The 14,425-nt window shown below is 64.6% G+C and carries 9 protein-coding genes; 8 read left to right on the top strand and 1 reads right to left on the bottom strand.

The features are described from left to right. Nucleotides 1-55 precede the first annotated feature (55 nt). Nucleotides 56-2,581, bottom strand: coding sequence for a TonB-dependent siderophore receptor (locus G513_RS0106010; protein WP_022975923.1), 2,526 nt, complete (start codon nt 2,579-2,581; stop codon nt 56-58). A 594-nt stretch (nt 2,582-3,175) separates the two neighbouring features. On the opposite strand from G513_RS0106010, the gene xdhA reads away from it, so the two are divergent. From xdhA to guaD, 8 genes are read left to right on the top strand one after another with little or no spacing between them, the layout of a single operon-like run. Further along, nucleotides 3,176-4,678 carry a xanthine dehydrogenase small subunit gene (gene xdhA / locus G513_RS0106005; protein WP_028475195.1) on the top strand — a complete coding sequence of 501 codons (1,503 nt, stop codon included), beginning with the start codon at nt 3,176-3,178 and terminating at the stop codon, nt 4,676-4,678. Then, nucleotides 4,675-6,996: a xanthine dehydrogenase molybdopterin binding subunit gene (gene xdhB, locus G513_RS0106000; RefSeq protein WP_022975921.1), complete on the top strand. Its 2,322-nt coding sequence runs from the start codon at nt 4,675-4,677 to the stop codon at nt 6,994-6,996. The genes xdhA and xdhB overlap by 4 nt, the downstream gene beginning before the upstream one ends. An 8-nt stretch (nt 6,997-7,004) precedes the next feature. Next, nucleotides 7,005-8,237, top strand: a complete 1,233-nt coding sequence (gene xdhC / locus G513_RS21650; protein ID WP_022975920.1) for a xanthine dehydrogenase accessory protein XdhC — start codon at nt 7,005-7,007, stop codon at nt 8,235-8,237. Further along, complete coding sequence (locus tag G513_RS21645; RefSeq protein ID WP_022975919.1) at nt 8,234-9,826, top strand: ABC transporter ATP-binding protein; 1,593 nt, start codon at nt 8,234-8,236, stop codon at nt 9,824-9,826. Before xdhC ends, G513_RS21645 begins: the two co-directional genes overlap by 4 nt. Further along, entirely contained in the window at nt 9,813-10,943 is a 1,131-nt protein-coding gene (locus G513_RS0105985; protein ID WP_051144360.1) for an ABC transporter permease, read from the top strand. Before G513_RS21645 ends, G513_RS0105985 begins: the two co-directional genes overlap by 14 nt. After that, nucleotides 10,940-11,866 carry an ABC transporter permease gene (locus tag G513_RS0105980; RefSeq protein WP_022975917.1) on the top strand — a complete coding sequence of 309 codons (927 nt, stop codon included), beginning with the start codon at nt 10,940-10,942 and terminating at the stop codon, nt 11,864-11,866. Before G513_RS0105985 ends, G513_RS0105980 begins: the two co-directional genes overlap by 4 nt. Next, nucleotides 11,859-13,073, top strand: a complete 1,215-nt coding sequence (locus tag G513_RS0105975) for a urate hydroxylase PuuD (RefSeq protein WP_022975916.1) — start codon at nt 11,859-11,861, stop codon at nt 13,071-13,073. Before G513_RS0105980 ends, G513_RS0105975 begins: the two co-directional genes overlap by 8 nt. Next, entirely contained in the window at nt 13,057-14,403 is a 1,347-nt protein-coding gene (gene guaD, locus G513_RS0105970; RefSeq protein ID WP_022975915.1) for a guanine deaminase, read from the top strand. The genes G513_RS0105975 and guaD overlap by 17 nt, the downstream gene beginning before the upstream one ends. Nucleotides 14,404-14,425: the final 22 nt, after the last annotated feature.

The following is a 14,425-nucleotide window of genomic DNA, read 5'->3' as shown; positions in this document are numbered from 1 at the left end:
ATCTCGCATCAACCTTGAATGAGGCCGGGCATTGCGCCCGGCCTCGGTGCAAGGCTCAGAACCGGTAGGCGACCGTGGCCAGCCAGTTGATCGGCAGCTGCGGCAGCACCACCGTCGAACCGAACAGATCCGGGAAGTTCGAGCGGAAGTACTTCTCGTCGGTCAGGTTCTTGCCGGTGATGCCGAGCTTCCAGTGCTTGGTTTCGTAGTTCATGCCGATGTTGAGCAAGGTGTACGAAGGCAGCTGCACCGCCTGCGAGAAGCCCGAGTACGTCGACGACGCATGGGTGACGCCGATGGTGCTGGTCAGGCCCTTGAGCAGGCCGGCGCTGAAGTTGTAGATGAAGTTGAGGCTGACCAGATCATCCGGAATGCCGGCCTTGCGGCCCTTGGTGTTGCCACCGGTGCCGATGGTGGTCAGGCCGTTGATGACACCGCCGTAGATCAGCGAGGGATCGACGCCCGCCGGCAGATCGCTGCCGCCGGCAAAGCCGAACTGGTTGCCGTTCTGCAGCGCCGACAGGTTGTAGACATCGAGATGCGTGTAAGCGCCGGTGATCGCCAGGTTGTTGGTGACCACGCCGCGGAACTCGAACTCGTAGCCCTTCGATTCCGTGGTGTTGTTGGTGACCGTGTCCTGCGAGTTGAGATCGGTGCGCTGCTGCTTGAAATGATCGAAGGACAGGAACAGACGATCCTTCAGATAGCTGCCCTTGACACCTATTTCAGTCAGCGAAGACTTGGCCAGCGCCGAACCGGATTGGACATTGCCGGTATCCACCTGGCCGCCCTGACCGGCGATCAGGGTCGACTGCGAAGCGCGCGTCGCGTACGGCGTCAGGCCGACTACCGGCACGTCGTAGCTCAAGCTGATCGTCCACGACGGCTTGTTCTCGTTGCCGCTGAACTTGGTGCCGCCGCAAGCGACGGTGTTGACGTTGCAAGCCGTGGAATCAACGCTGACCCAATCCCAGCGACCACCGACCAGCAGGTGAATCGACTTGAGGAAGCTGTAGTCGGCGAGTGCTGCCACACCGGTATCGAGGTAGTTGCCGATGGTGTGGCTGGACCAGGGCTCGATCCCTGGACCATCGCGGGTGGTCAGGGTGCGGCGATCGACCGGCGTGCCCGGCTGGGTGATGTCGCGGCGATCGAAGTACTCGAACGCGAAGTTGTCGCCGTGTTCGAAGTCCTGATAGCGCAGCGACGCACCGAGCTGGTACGCGGCCTTGACGTAGTCGTTGCCGGCCCAGGTGTACGAGAAGTTCAGCTGATCCTCGATCGCATAGGTATCGGCGAACTGCGAGAAGCCGTAGACGTTCTCGTTGACGTTGTCGAGCGACTCGTAGAAGGTCTTGTTGACGACCTTGAAGTCATCGCTGAAGTCGTGGATGAAGTCGAAGTACAAGGTGATCACCTTGCTGTCGAGACGATCATCCTTCTGGGTCAGCGTCTGGGAGCCCTTGAGCTTGGTCGTGCCCGGATTCTGCAGCGCCATGTTCGGATGCGCGGCCAGATCGGCATTCACGGTTTCCGCCGTCTGTGAATTGACGTTGCCGAAAGCGGCATTCGGATTGGTGCTGCCGAACGGATAGAAGATGGCCAGATCGCCCGCAGCAGATTCGGCTGCCGACAGCAGACCATCGCCGTTGCTGTCCAGCGACTTCGGGCTGCCGGTGATGTAGGTGCCGTGGTTGATCAGGTCCTGGGTCAGGCGATTCCAGCCAGCCACCTGGTTGCCGCGGTAGTCCTGGTACATGCCGCCGAATTCGATGCGCGATTTTTCGGTCAGCTGGGCGTCGAGCGCCGCCTGGTAGATGTTCTGGTCGGTGCCCGAATTGTCGTAGTACGAACCCGAGCTTTCGCCCTCGGCGTACAGGTAATAGCCGAACTTCTTGCCGGCCACGTCGCCGGGGCCGCCGACTTCGCCGTGGATCACGTTCTTGTCGAAGCTGCCGCGCGTCACGCCGACTTCACCGGCGGTGCGTGAGGCATCGGTCTTGTCCTGGGCGCGCTCGGACTTCGGGACGAAGTTCAGATAGCCGCCGACCTTCGACGGACCGAAGATCGGCGAAGCCGGACCGCGGACGATGTCGATGCGGTCGCTGGCGCCGATCGGAGTCGGGTAATTGCCCGGATTGTCGATGCGGCGCACGCCGCGGAAATAGGTTTCGCCCGGGGTGCCGCGCAGATCGAGCGAGCCGGCCACGCCGAAGAACGACTGGGTGAACGAACCGGGGCTCAACACGACGAGATCGTCGATGTTGTTGATATTCAGCTTGTCCAGCGTTTCCTTGCTGATCGAGGTGATCGAGCGCGGCGTGTCCTTGATGCTCTTGTCGAAGCCGAAGACCGAATCAACCTTCTCGTTGTTCAGGATGTTGACTGCGCGGTTGACGCCGCGAACGTCGACCTGCTTCAGCTGGGTGGCGCCCGACTCGCTTGTCGTGGTTGTTTCCGCAGCCGGTGCCGGCGTTTCCTCACTGGTTTGCGCCATGGCCAGGCCCGCAGCCCCCAGATTGCCGCTCAGCATGATCAGACTCACCGCGCGCAGTCTGCGCGCCGATTTCCTACGCTTCATAAACCTACTCCCCTGGAAAGAAATGATTCGGTGAACGGCTCGTTCACCCAAAGCCCCGGTTGCCGTCCGATGACGCGCCCCACACGCGTTCGGCAAATTGCATACATTCCAGAAAAGCAAGTGCAACGAGCATGCCATCGCCGATGCGATCTGTTCGCTCGGACGCCTTTCGTCCCGTCTTGTCGTGGCAGCAACGGCCGATTCCAAGACCGCCTGTTTCGCTTGGTTCAAGCGATTTCGTGCGCGCAATCAGGCTTTTGGCTGCAGGTCTGCATGTATTCTTCCGCAGCAACCAGCCCGTAGAACTGCATACAAAATGATTGAAGATTGTCGACTTGAAGATCAGAGAATCGTCCGGACTGGCATGAGCCTTGCGCTTCCCAGCCTCATCAGGGATTCATCGGGCCGCTTTCAGGTCTGCTTTCGCATGTCGACGACCATGGTCAAACCGGAGGTCAGCATTTCGCCCAGGGCCGCTCTGCCGGCAGGCTTTGCCGTGGCTTCTGCCCTGCGCCCCAGTTGCTCTTGGGGATTCTCTTGGCAAGATGGATGCCGGCCGGCATTCGGCCGGCCATTTCCATCGGAATGCGCTTCATGTCGATAGGTTCAGACCACAGCGTTCGCTTCGCCCTCGACGGCCGGGTGGTCAGTGTCGACGTGGCCGAGCCATCGACCACGGTGCTCGAATACCTGCGCGAGCAGGCCGGCCGTACCGGCACCAAGGAAGGCTGTGCCGAAGGTGACTGCGGTGCCTGCACGGTGGTGCTCGGTGAATTGAATAGCAGCGGCGGCATCGACTACCGCGCCGTCAACTCCTGCATCCGCTTCCTGGCAACCATCGACGGCAAGGAACTGGTCACCGTCGAAAGTCTGCAGCAGGGCACCACGCTGCACCCGGTGCAGCAGGCGATGGTCGATTGCCACGGCTCGCAGTGCGGTTTCTGTACGCCGGGCTTCGTGATGTCGCTGTTCGCGCTCTATCAACAGCAGGCCCAGCACCAAAACAGGGACCGGGCCGAGTTGGCGCGCACCGAAGTGGTCGACACGCTGTCCGGCAACCTGTGCCGCTGCACCGGTTACCGGCCGATCATCGACGCCGGCTGCCGCATGCGCGCCTATCCGACCCCTGCACGCTGGAGCCGCGAAGACGCCCAGGCATCGAGCCGCGTGATGACCCTCGCCAGCCTGCAACGCGAGACAGCCTTGACCCTGCCCGGCTTCCAGGCGCCCCGCACCCTGGTCGCGTTCGCGGCGGCCTACAAAGCCGCGCCAGATTCGCTGATCCTTGCCGGTGGCACCGACATCGGCCTCTGGGTCACCAAGCATCTGCGCGACCTGCCGCCGATGCTTTATGTCGGCGAAGTGGCCGAGCTGCAGGCGATCAAGCTCAGTGACGACAGCATCGAGATCGGCGCTGCCGTATCGCTGACTGACGCCTGGGCGGCAATCGTCAAGCAGATTCCGCAGCTGGCCGAACTGGCCCAGCGTTTCGCCTCGCCACCGGTCCGCAACTCCGGCACCTTGTGCGGCAACCTCGCCAATGGCTCGCCGATCGGCGATGCGATGCCGGCGTTGATCGTGCTCGGTGCCGACATCGAACTGCGCTGCGGCGATGTCGTCCGCCGGCTGCCGCTGGAGCGCTTCTATCTCGGCTATCAGAAGAAAGACTTGCAGCCGGGCGAGTTCCTGACCTCGGTACGCATTCCGAAGTCGGCATCGGGTTTGATCTTCGAAAGCTACAAGCTGTCGAAGCGCATCGACCAGGACATCTCCGCCGTCTGCGCGGCGTTCGCGATCACCCTTGATGGCGACGTCATCAGCAGCGCGCGCATCGCCTTCGGCGGCATGGCGGCGACGCCGGCACGGGCGCCGGCTACCGAAGCCGCTCTGATTGGCCAACCGTTCACCGCGGCGACGATCGCCACAGCCGCGGCGAAGCTGGCGGAGGACTACAAGCCGCTCAGCGACATGCGCGCCAGCAGCAGCTATCGCCTGCAGACCGCGATGAATCTGCTGAAGCGCTTCCATCTCCAGCATTCGGGTGGCAACACGTTGCTGCGTACCGACCAGGCGCAAGCCGCCGAGGTCGTCTTGTGAATGCCGATCCGATCGGCTTCGATGCAACTGCGGTCGGCCAGTCCGTACGGCATGAAAGCGCGCATCTGCATGTCAGCGGCCAGGCGCTTTACGCCGATGACATTGGCCTGCCAGCGAATACGCTGCACGCCGCCTTCGGCACCAGCCGCGTCGCCCATGGTCGCATCATCAGGCTGGACCTGAGCCGCGTGCTCGCCGCGCCCGGCGTCATCGCCGTCGCCCTGCCCGGCGATATTCCCGGCGACAACAACTACGGCGGTATCGTCCATGACGATCCGATCTTTGCCGAAGGCCTCGTGCAGCATGTCGGCCAGCCGCTGTTCGCGGTTGCCGCCACCAGCTATCGCGCCGCGCGCAAGGCGGTTTTGCTGGCCGATATCGAGTACGGGGAACTGCCGGCCATCCTGGATATCCGCAGCGCGCTGGCCGCGCAGAGTTATGTGATCCCGAGCCAGCGGCTGGTCTGCGGCGAGCCTGCGGAGGCGCTGGCGACATCGCCGCTGAGGCTCAAGGGCTCGGTGACCATCGGCGGTCAGGATCACTTCTATCTCGAAGGCCAGATCGCCATCGCGCTGCCGCAGGAAGATGGCGCGATGCTGATTCACTGCTCCACACAGCATCCGACTGAAATCCAGCATCTCGTGGCGCTGGCGCTGGGGCGTCATTCCTACGACGTGACCGTGCAATGCCGGCGCATGGGCGGCGGTTTCGGTGGCAAGGAAAGCCAGCCGGCGCTGCTTGCGGCCGCCGCGGCCGTCCTTGCCACCAAGACCGGCCGACCGGTGAAGCTGCGGCTCGATCGCGATGCCGACATGATCATCACCGGCAAGCGCCATGACTTCGTGGCCGATTACGACGTCGGCTACGACAGCAGCGGTCGCATCCTCGCGTTGTCGGTGATGCTGGCTTCGCGCTGCGGCTACTCGGCCGATCTGTCCGGCCCGGTCAACGACCGCGCGATCTGCCATCTCGACAACGCCTACTTCATCGAACATCTCGATGTGCTGTCGCATCGCTGCAAGACCCACACGGTGTCGAACACCGCGTTCCGTGGCTTCGGTGGCCCGCAGGGAATGATGGTGATCGAGGGCATCATCGACGACATCGCCCGAACCCTGAGGCTCGATCCGCTCGATGTCCGGCGGCTGAATTTCTACGGCATCGGCGAGCGCGATTTCACGCCCTACGGCCAGCAGGTTGAAGACAATGTGCTGCCGCCGATCGCCGATCAGCTCGAAGCCAGCAGCGACTACCGCGCCCGGCGTCTGGCGATTGCCGAATGGAACGCCGCGAACCCGATCATCAAGCGCGGCATCGCACTGACGCCGGTCAAGTTCGGCATCTCGTTCAACGCGACAATCTTCAATCAGGCCGGCGCGCTGCTGCATGTCTATCGCGACGGCAGCGTGCTGCTGAACCACGGCGGCACCGAGATGGGTCAGGGCCTGTTCACCAAGATCGCGCAGATCGTCGCCGTCGAGTTCGGCCTGCCGCTGGCGGCGATCCGCGTCTCGGCGACCGATACCAGCAAGGTGCCGAACACCTCGGCGACGGCCGCATCCAGCGGCTCCGATCTCAACGGCAAGGCCGCGCAAGCCGCCGCGCAGACGATCCGCGAGCGGCTGGTGGCACTGGCCTGCGCCGAGTACGCGGTGAGCGCCGATCAAGTGCGCTTCGCTGACGGCAGCGTGCAGATCGGCGATCAGTCCTTGAGCTTCGCGGAGCTGGTCGACAAGGCCTATCTCGCGCGCATCTCGCTGTCCGCCACCGGCTACTACAAGACGCCGAAGATCTACTGGGACAGGACGCTGCTGCGCGGCCGGCCGTTCTTCTACTACTCGTATGGCGCGGCGGTTGCCGAAGTCGCCATCGATACGCTGACTGGCGAAACGTCCTTGCTCAGGGTCGACATCCTCCATGATGTCGGCACGTCGCTGAATCCGGCGATCGACATCGGCCAGATCGAGGGCGGCTTCCTGCAAGGCGCCGGCTGGCTGACCAGTGAAGAACTGAGCTGGAATACAAAGGGCGAGCTGAAGACCCACGCGCCCTCGACCTACAAGATCCCGACCGCGCGCGACTGGCCGGCGCAGTTCAAGGTCGCGCTGCTCGAACAGGAGCCGAACCGCGAAGACACGATCCATCGCTCGAAAGCCGTCGGCGAACCGCCGCTGATGCTGGCGATCTCGGTGCTGCATGCGATCCGCGATGCCTGTGCGGCCTGTGGTCCTGCAGGAGCGCTGCCGGAGCTTCCGTCACCGGCAACACCCGAAGCGGTGTTGCGCGCGATTGCCAGCGTCTCCGGTGATCGCTCGTGAGTGTCGCGATGCAGGCCCAGCCGCTATCGACTGCCAGCAACGGCCGCTGGCTCGCGCCCATGACTCATTGGCCACGCGCAGTGCTCGCCGCCTTGCAGCACGAGACCGCCGTGGTCCGCGTGCTGGTGGCCAGCGTGCGTGGTTCGGCACCGCGTGAAGCGGGTGCCTGCATGCTGGTCGGCCGGGATGGACTCGTCGGCACGATCGGTGGCGGCTATCTGGAATGGGAAGCGCAGCGTGCGGCCTTGGCGCTGCTGGCTTCTGTCGATGCACCAGCGGTGCAGGTTCGCAAGCTGATTCTTGGTGCCGAGCTGGGGCAGTGCTGCGGGGGCGTGGTCGAGCTTTGGTTGGAGCGGTTTGTGGCAGCGGATGAGGCCCTACTGCAGCGGGCCACGGATGACGATTGCTGCTGGCGATCGAGCTTGAAGCCTGACCGGACAGTTGAGCGTGAAGTGAGCCGCTATCCCCTCTCCCCCCGGGAGAAGGATGGGGATGAGGGGCGCTCTCAGCCGAAATCGTCGAACGCCGCAGTCGGGCGCAGTCCCTCATCCCCAGCCCTTCTCCCGAAGGGAGAAGGCAGACCAGCGCTGCGCCTCATCAGCAGCCAAGACGGCACCCGGACCCTCCTCGAAAACCTCGGCAGCAGCGCCCTGCCCGTGCATCTCTACGGCGCTGGCCATGTCGGTCAGGCGCTGGTGCCGGTGCTGGCCGGGCTGCCCTATGCGGTGCGCTGGATCGATACACGAGCCGAACTGCTGCCGGCCGATGTTCCCGACAACGTCACGCCGCTGTGCACGGCGTTCCCGCTGCAGACCTTGCGCGACGCGGCGCCCGGCACGTACTACATCGTCATGACCCACGACCACGCGCTGGACTACGCGCTGTGTCGCGCGATACTCGAACGGGGTGATGCCGCTTTCGTCGGCGTCATCGGCTCGCACAGCAAGGGCGCGCGCTTCCGCGCGCGGCTGGCGCGCGATGGCCTGAGCGCTGCGCAGATCGCGCCGCTGGTCTGTCCGATCGGCGTTGTCGGCATTGCCTCGAAGCTGCCGGCGGCAATCGCCGTCGGCATCGCAGCGCAGCTGTTGCAGTTGACGGCGGTGAGCCGCGCCGAATCGAAAGCACCGCAGCTCGAAACTCCCATGCCTCAGGCGGAGACCTGCTCTGTCGATGGCTGCGCGGCCTGCCCGCAAGCCGAACGAACGGCTCGGCATCTTCTCAAGGACCTGCCTCAGCGATGACGACTGATGCGGCACTGCCGCCGCGCCTGCAGCTGCGCGGCATCACCAAGCGCTATCCGACCGTGATCGCCAACGACCACATCGATCTGACCGTCGGCGTCGGCGAGATTCATGCGCTGCTCGGCGAGAACGGTGCCGGCAAGAGCACCTTGATGAAGATCGTCTACGGCGTCACCCGGCCGGATGAAGGCGTCATCGTCTGGGAAGGACGGGCGGTGGCGATCGCCAGCCCGGCCGAGGCCAGGAAGCTCGGCATCGGCATGGTCTTCCAGCACTTCTCGCTGTTCGAAACCTTGACTGTCGCCGAGAACATCGCGCTGGCGATGGACGAGAAGATCAAGCCCGCCGCCCTCGCTCCGCGTATTTGCGAAGTCTCCGAAAAATACGGCCTGCCGGTCGATCCCGATCGTCTGATCCACAGCATGTCGGTCGGCGAGCGGCAGCGGGTCGAGATCGTGCGCTGCCTGCTGCAGTCGCCGCGTCTGCTGATCATGGATGAGCCGACCTCGGTGCTGACGCCGCAAGCGGTACTGAAGCTGTTCGAGACCTTGCGACGGCTGGCCAGCGAAGGCGTCAGCATTCTCTACATCAGCCACAAGCTCGACGAGATTCGTGCGCTCTGCGATACCGCCACGGTGCTCAGAGGCGGCCGGCTCAGTGGCACCGCGGTGCCGCGCGATGAATCCAATGCCAGCCTGGCGCGGCTGATGGTCGGCAGCGATCTGACTGCCTGCCAGTTGCTGCCGCGCGAGCCCGGCGAAATCGAACTGGAGCTGACCAATCTGAGCCTGACGACGCGCGACCCGTTCGGTACCCGGCTCAAGGATCTCAATCTGCGCGTTCGCCAAGGCGAGATCGTCGGCATCGCCGGTGTCTCCGGCAACGGTCAGAAGGAACTGCTGGCCGCGTTGTCCGGTGAAACCCTGCTTGGTGAAATCAACCGCAGCCATGCCGGCATGATCCGCATCGGCGGCCAGCCGGCGGGCTTGCTGAATCCGGCGCAGCGGCGCGGACTCGGCTTGGGTTTCGTTCCCGAAGAACGCCTGGGCCGTGGGGCCGTGCCGGCGATGACGCTGGCGGAGAACGCGTTGCTGACCGGTGCCAGTGGTGGCAGCAGCACTGGCATGGTCCGCTTCGGCATGGTGCGGCAGCGGGCCACGCGCGCGTTCGCGACGGCCGTCATCGAGCAGTTCAAGGTCAAGTGCGGCGGTGAGATCTCGATTGCCAGCAGCTTGTCCGGCGGCAATCTGCAGAAATTCATCGTCGGCCGCGAGACTCGCCTGGCACCGAAAATCATGGTCGTCGCCCAGCCCACCTGGGGCGTTGATGTCGGCGCAGCGCTCTTGATCCGCCAGGCCTTGATCGATCTGCGCGACCAGGGCGTGGCACTGCTGGTGATCTCCGAAGAACTCGATGAGCTGTTCATGATCTGCGACCGCATTGCCGTCATCAATCAGGGCCGGCTGTCGCCGACGATGCCTTCTGCCGAACTGACGATCGAGCAGATCGGCGTGTTGATGGCGGCCACATCGATAGCTGGGCATGCCGACGAAAGCAACAACTTGGAGCATGCCGATGTCGCTGCCTGAACGGCTGCTGCAAAGCCTCTGGCCGTTCCGCCTGGAGAAGCGGCCGGAGCCGTCGACAGTGATGCGGCTGGCCTCGCCGCTGATCGCCGCGACAGCGATGGCGCTGACAGGCCTGCTCGTGTTCCTGATCCTCGGCAAGGATCCGATGACCGCGTTCCAGGTGTTCTTCCTGAAGCCGCTATCGACCACCTACGACCTCGGCGAACTGGCGCTGAAGGCGACGCCGCTGATGCTCTGCGCGCTGGGCCTGGCGCTGGGCTTTCGCGCCAACGTCTGGAACATCGGCGCCGAAGGCCAGCTGACGCTGGGCGCGATTGCTGGCGGCGGCATCGCGCTGTTCTGGGGCGAAGCACTGGGCTCATTCGCGCTGCCGGTGATGATGATCGGCGGTGCCCTGGGCGGCATGGCCTGGGCGGCGATTCCGGCGTTCCTGCGCACCCGCTTCCACACCAATGAAATCCTGGTCAGCCTGATGCTGGTCTACATCGCCCAGCAGTTGCTCGGTTACCTCGTGCACGGGCCCTGGCGCGATCCGGACGGCAACAACTTTCCGCAGTCGAAGGTGTTCGTCGAGAACGCGATCCTGCCGATGCTGATCGAAGGCACCCGCGTGACGGGAGCATTCATCATCGGCCTGCTGCTGGCGGTGGCGTCCTGGGTGTTCTCGACCAGGACCTTCGCCGGCTATCGCATGCTGGTGGCCGGGCTGGCACCGCAGGCCGCGGCCTACGCCGGCTTCAGCGAGAAGCGCAATATCTGGCTGGCGCTGTTGATCGGCGGCGGCATGGCCGGCCTCGCCGGCATCAGCGAAGTGGCCGGGCCGATCGGCCAGCTGCAGCCGGTGGTATCGCCGGGCTATGGCTTCGCAGCGATCATCGTTGCCTTCGTCGGCCGCCTGCATCCTTTCGGCATCGTGCTGGCCTCGCTGCTGATGTCGGTGCTCTATCTCGGCGGCGAAGCGGCGCAGATCGATCTGCAACTGCCGTCGTCGATCACCGGCCTGTTCCAGGGCAGCCAGCTGTTCTATCTGCTGGCCGCCGATCTGTTCATCACGTTCCGGCTGCGGCGCGTACGCCGCGAATCCCGTTCGGTCGCCACGACGAGATTCGTGTCATGAACTTCGAGCATCTGATTCCGATCTTCGTCAGCACCGTGGTCGCGGCCACGCCGCTGATCTATGCCGCGCTCGGCGAGCTGGTCACCGAGCGCGCCGGCGTGCTGAACCTCGGCGTCGAAGGGATGATGCTGGTCGGTGCCGTCGCCGCCTTCGCGGCCGGCATCGCCACCGGCAGCCTGGTGCTGGCCTTCCTCGCCGGCATGCTCGCCGCCACGGCCGTGTCGCTGCTGTTCGCGTTCCTGACCTTGAGCCTGCAGACCAATCAGGTGGCGACCGGGCTGGCGCTGACTTTGTTCGGCGTCGGCCTGTCGGCGTTCATCGGCCGCGGTTACGCCGGCATGCCGATCGAGCGGGTGCCGAAGCTCGACATCCACGGCATCAGCGATCTGCCGGTGATCGGCCCGCTGCTGCTGAACTATGACGCGCTGGTCTATCTGTCGATCGCGCTGTACTTCGCCCTGTCCTGGTTCCTGAATCACAGCCGTGGCGGCCTGCGTCTGCGAGCGGCCGGTGAATCGCCGAGCGTCGCCCACGCCATCGGCGAACCGGTGATCGCGATCCGCTATCTCGCAGTGATGTTCGGCGGCGCGATGGCCGGCATTGCCGGCGCTTATCTGTCGACGGCGCTGACGCCGATGTGGGTCGAAGGCATGAGCGCCGGCCGTGGCTGGATCGCGCTGGCGCTGGTCGTGTTCGCCACCTGGAAGCCGCTGCGGGTGATGCTCGGCGCCTATCTGTTCGGCGGCGTGACGGTGATGCAGTTGTACGCGCAGGGCTTCGGCATCGACGTGCCCAGCGAGTTCCTGAGCATGCTGCCGTATGCAGCAACGATCGTGGTGCTGGTGATCATCTGCCGCGACCCGAAGACCATCCTGCTCAATCAGCCGGCTTCGCTCGGCAAGAGTTTCCATCCCGATGCTTGAGTCCTACCTTTTCGACTGGCTGAGCCTGCTCGGCCGCTGGTTGCATCTGATCACCGGCATCGCCTGGATCGGTGCCTCGTTCTATTTTGTCTGGCTGGACAACCATCTGCTCGCGCCATCGCGCAAGGAACTGAGCGAGGCTGGCGTCAGCGGCGAGCTGTGGGCGGTGCATGGCGGCGGCTTCTACAACCCGCAGAAGTACCGCGTGGCACCGGCGACCTTGCCGCCGCATCTGCACTGGTTCTACTGGGAGGCTTACAGCACCTTCCTGTCCGGCTTCTTCCTGCTCTGCCTGCTGTACTACGCGCAGGCCGAGATCTATCTGATCGACCCGGCAGTGATGGCGCTGAGCAAGCCGGTGGCGATCGCCGTCGGCCTCGGTTTCCTGATCGTCGGCTGGCTGGTCTATGACCTTCTCTGCCGCTCACCGCTGGCGCGCAACGAACGAGCACTGGCGGCCGTGATCGCGCTGCTGCTCTGCGTCGAAGCCTGGGCGCTGTGCCATCTGTTCAGCGGCCGCGGCGCCTACATCGAGTTCGGCGCCACGCTCGGCACGATCATGGTCGCCAACGTCTTCTTCGTGATCATTCCCGGCCAGCGCCAGCTCGTGGAAGCCAAGAAGCAGGGCCGCGAGCCGGACCCGATCCACGGCATCCGCGGCAAGCGGCGTTCGGTGCACAACACCTACTTCACCCTACCGGTGTTGTTCATGATGATCTCGAACCACTACGCGATGACCTACGGCGCACACTACAACTGGCTGGTACTGATCGCGATGAGTGCCGCCGGTGCCGCGATTCGCGCCTGGTTCGTGGCCCGCCACAAGGCTCATGAGCGCGGTGGCAAGACTTCACCCGTGAGCTTGATCATCGGCCTGCTGCTGCTCGCCGCGGTCGCCCTGGCACTGACGCCACGCAGTGCCGCTCCCAGACAGACCAGCCTCACCCCAGCCGCCGAGTTCGCCGCCGTGCAGGCAATCGTCACGCAGCGCTGTGCCGGCTGCCATGCCGCCGCACCGACGCAGCCGGGCTTTACCGTAGCCCCGAAAGGCCTGCTGCTCGACAGCCCCGAACACATCCTCACGCAGACCGTGGCGATGCAGCAGCAGATCAGCAGCAAGGCGATGCCGATCGGCAATCTGACCGGCATGACCGACGCCGAACGCGCCACCGTACTGACCTGGATCGAGCATGGCGCTGCGCACTGACAGTCCTCTGCAGGCAACCGTCGCCCATCGCGGCCGGCTGCTGCGTTTCAGCGGCGATCCGGGCACGCAGGACGAGCCGTCTGCCTACCAGTATCTGGACGACGGCCTGCTGCTGATCGCCGATGGCAAGGTCGCCGCCGTCGGCCCCGCCGGCGAATTGCTGAATGGTGTCGCTGCCGGCGTGCCGCTGATCGAGCACCGCGATGCGCTGCTGCTGCCCGGTTTCATCGACAGCCACATCCACTATCCGCAGACCGACATGATTGCCTCGGGCGGTACCGATCTGCTCGACTGGCTGACCCACTACACCTTCCCCGAGGAACGCCGCTTCGCCGATGCCGGGGCCGCGCGCGAAGTTGCCGAGTTCTTCCTCGACGAGCTGATGCGCAACGGCACCACCACGGCACAGGTGCTCGGCAGCGTCCATCGCGCATCAGCGGAAGCGATCTTCGCGGCGGCCGAAGCACGCGGCTTGAGGTTGATCGCCGGCAAATGCCTGATGGATCGCAACTGCCCGGACGATCTGCGCGATACCGCGATTGATGGCGAGCGCGATACCCGCGCCCTGATCGAACACTGGCATGGCCGCGCGCGGCTGCATTACGCGATCACCGTGCGCTTTGCACCGACTTCGACCAATGCCCAGTTGCAGAGCGCCGGCCGGATGGCGCGCGACTATCCGGACACTTTCATCCACAGCCATCTGGCCGAGAACCTCGGCGAAGTCGCCTGGGTGCGCGAGCTGTTTCCGAAGTCGCGCAGCTATCTCGATGTCTACGAGCATTACGGCCTGCTGCGCGAGCGTGCGATCTACGCGCACTGCATCCATCTCGACACCACCGACCGCGAGCGCATGGCTGCCACCGGTGCGAGTTGCGCGTTCTCGCCGACCTCGAACCTCTACCTCGGCAGCGGCCTGTTCGATCTCGCCGCCTGCGATGCCGTCGGAATGAACTACGCGCTGGCGACCGATGTCGGCGGCGGCAGCAGCTTCAGCATGCTGAAAACCATGAGCGAGGCCTACAAGGTCGCGCAGCTGCAAGGCCAGCGCCTGACGCCGCTGCGGGCTTTCTATCTCGCGACGCTTGCCGGTGCCCGCATCCTCGGCTTGGCTGATCGCATCGGCACGCTGAGCGTCGGCAGCGAAGCGGATTTCATCGTCCTCGATCTGAAGGCGACGCCGCTGCTGGAAAGACGCATCGCGCGCTGCCAGAGTCTGTCCGAGGAGTTGCTGGTGCTGATGACCCTGGCGCCGGACCATGCGATCCGTGAAACCCATGTGCTTGGCCGGCCGATGCTGTCAGCTCATGGCCCATCTCTTGCCACCTGATATTGACGACGATCCAATGTTC

The organism is Nevskia ramosa DSM 11499 (assembly GCF_000420645.1).
In the GTDB taxonomy this organism is placed as follows: domain Bacteria; phylum Pseudomonadota; class Gammaproteobacteria; order Nevskiales; family Nevskiaceae; genus Nevskia; species Nevskia ramosa.
Note: the sequence above shows the minus strand (reverse complement) of the source record. Positions and strands in the feature narration are given on the sequence as shown.

What these genes read in the sequence shown, in the direction of transcription:
- G513_RS0106010 (WP_022975923.1), bottom strand. Translation starts at nt 2,581, where the DNA reads ATGAAGCGTAGGAAATCGGCGCGCAGACTGCGCGCGGTGAGTCTGATC.
- xdhA (WP_028475195.1), top strand. Translation starts at nt 3,176, where the DNA reads ATGTCGATAGGTTCAGACCACAGCGTTCGCTTCGCCCTCGACGGCCGG.
- xdhC (WP_022975920.1), top strand. Translation starts at nt 7,005, where the DNA reads ATGCAGGCCCAGCCGCTATCGACTGCCAGCAACGGCCGCTGGCTCGCG.
- G513_RS21645 (WP_022975919.1), top strand. Translation starts at nt 8,234, where the DNA reads ATGACGACTGATGCGGCACTGCCGCCGCGCCTGCAGCTGCGCGGCATC.
- G513_RS0105985 (WP_051144360.1), top strand. Translation starts at nt 9,813, where the DNA reads ATGTCGCTGCCTGAACGGCTGCTGCAAAGCCTCTGGCCGTTCCGCCTG.
- G513_RS0105980 (WP_022975917.1), top strand. Translation starts at nt 10,940, where the DNA reads ATGAACTTCGAGCATCTGATTCCGATCTTCGTCAGCACCGTGGTCGCG.
- G513_RS0105975 (WP_022975916.1), top strand. Translation starts at nt 11,859, where the DNA reads ATGCTTGAGTCCTACCTTTTCGACTGGCTGAGCCTGCTCGGCCGCTGG.
- guaD (WP_022975915.1), top strand. Translation starts at nt 13,057, where the DNA reads ATGGCGCTGCGCACTGACAGTCCTCTGCAGGCAACCGTCGCCCATCGC.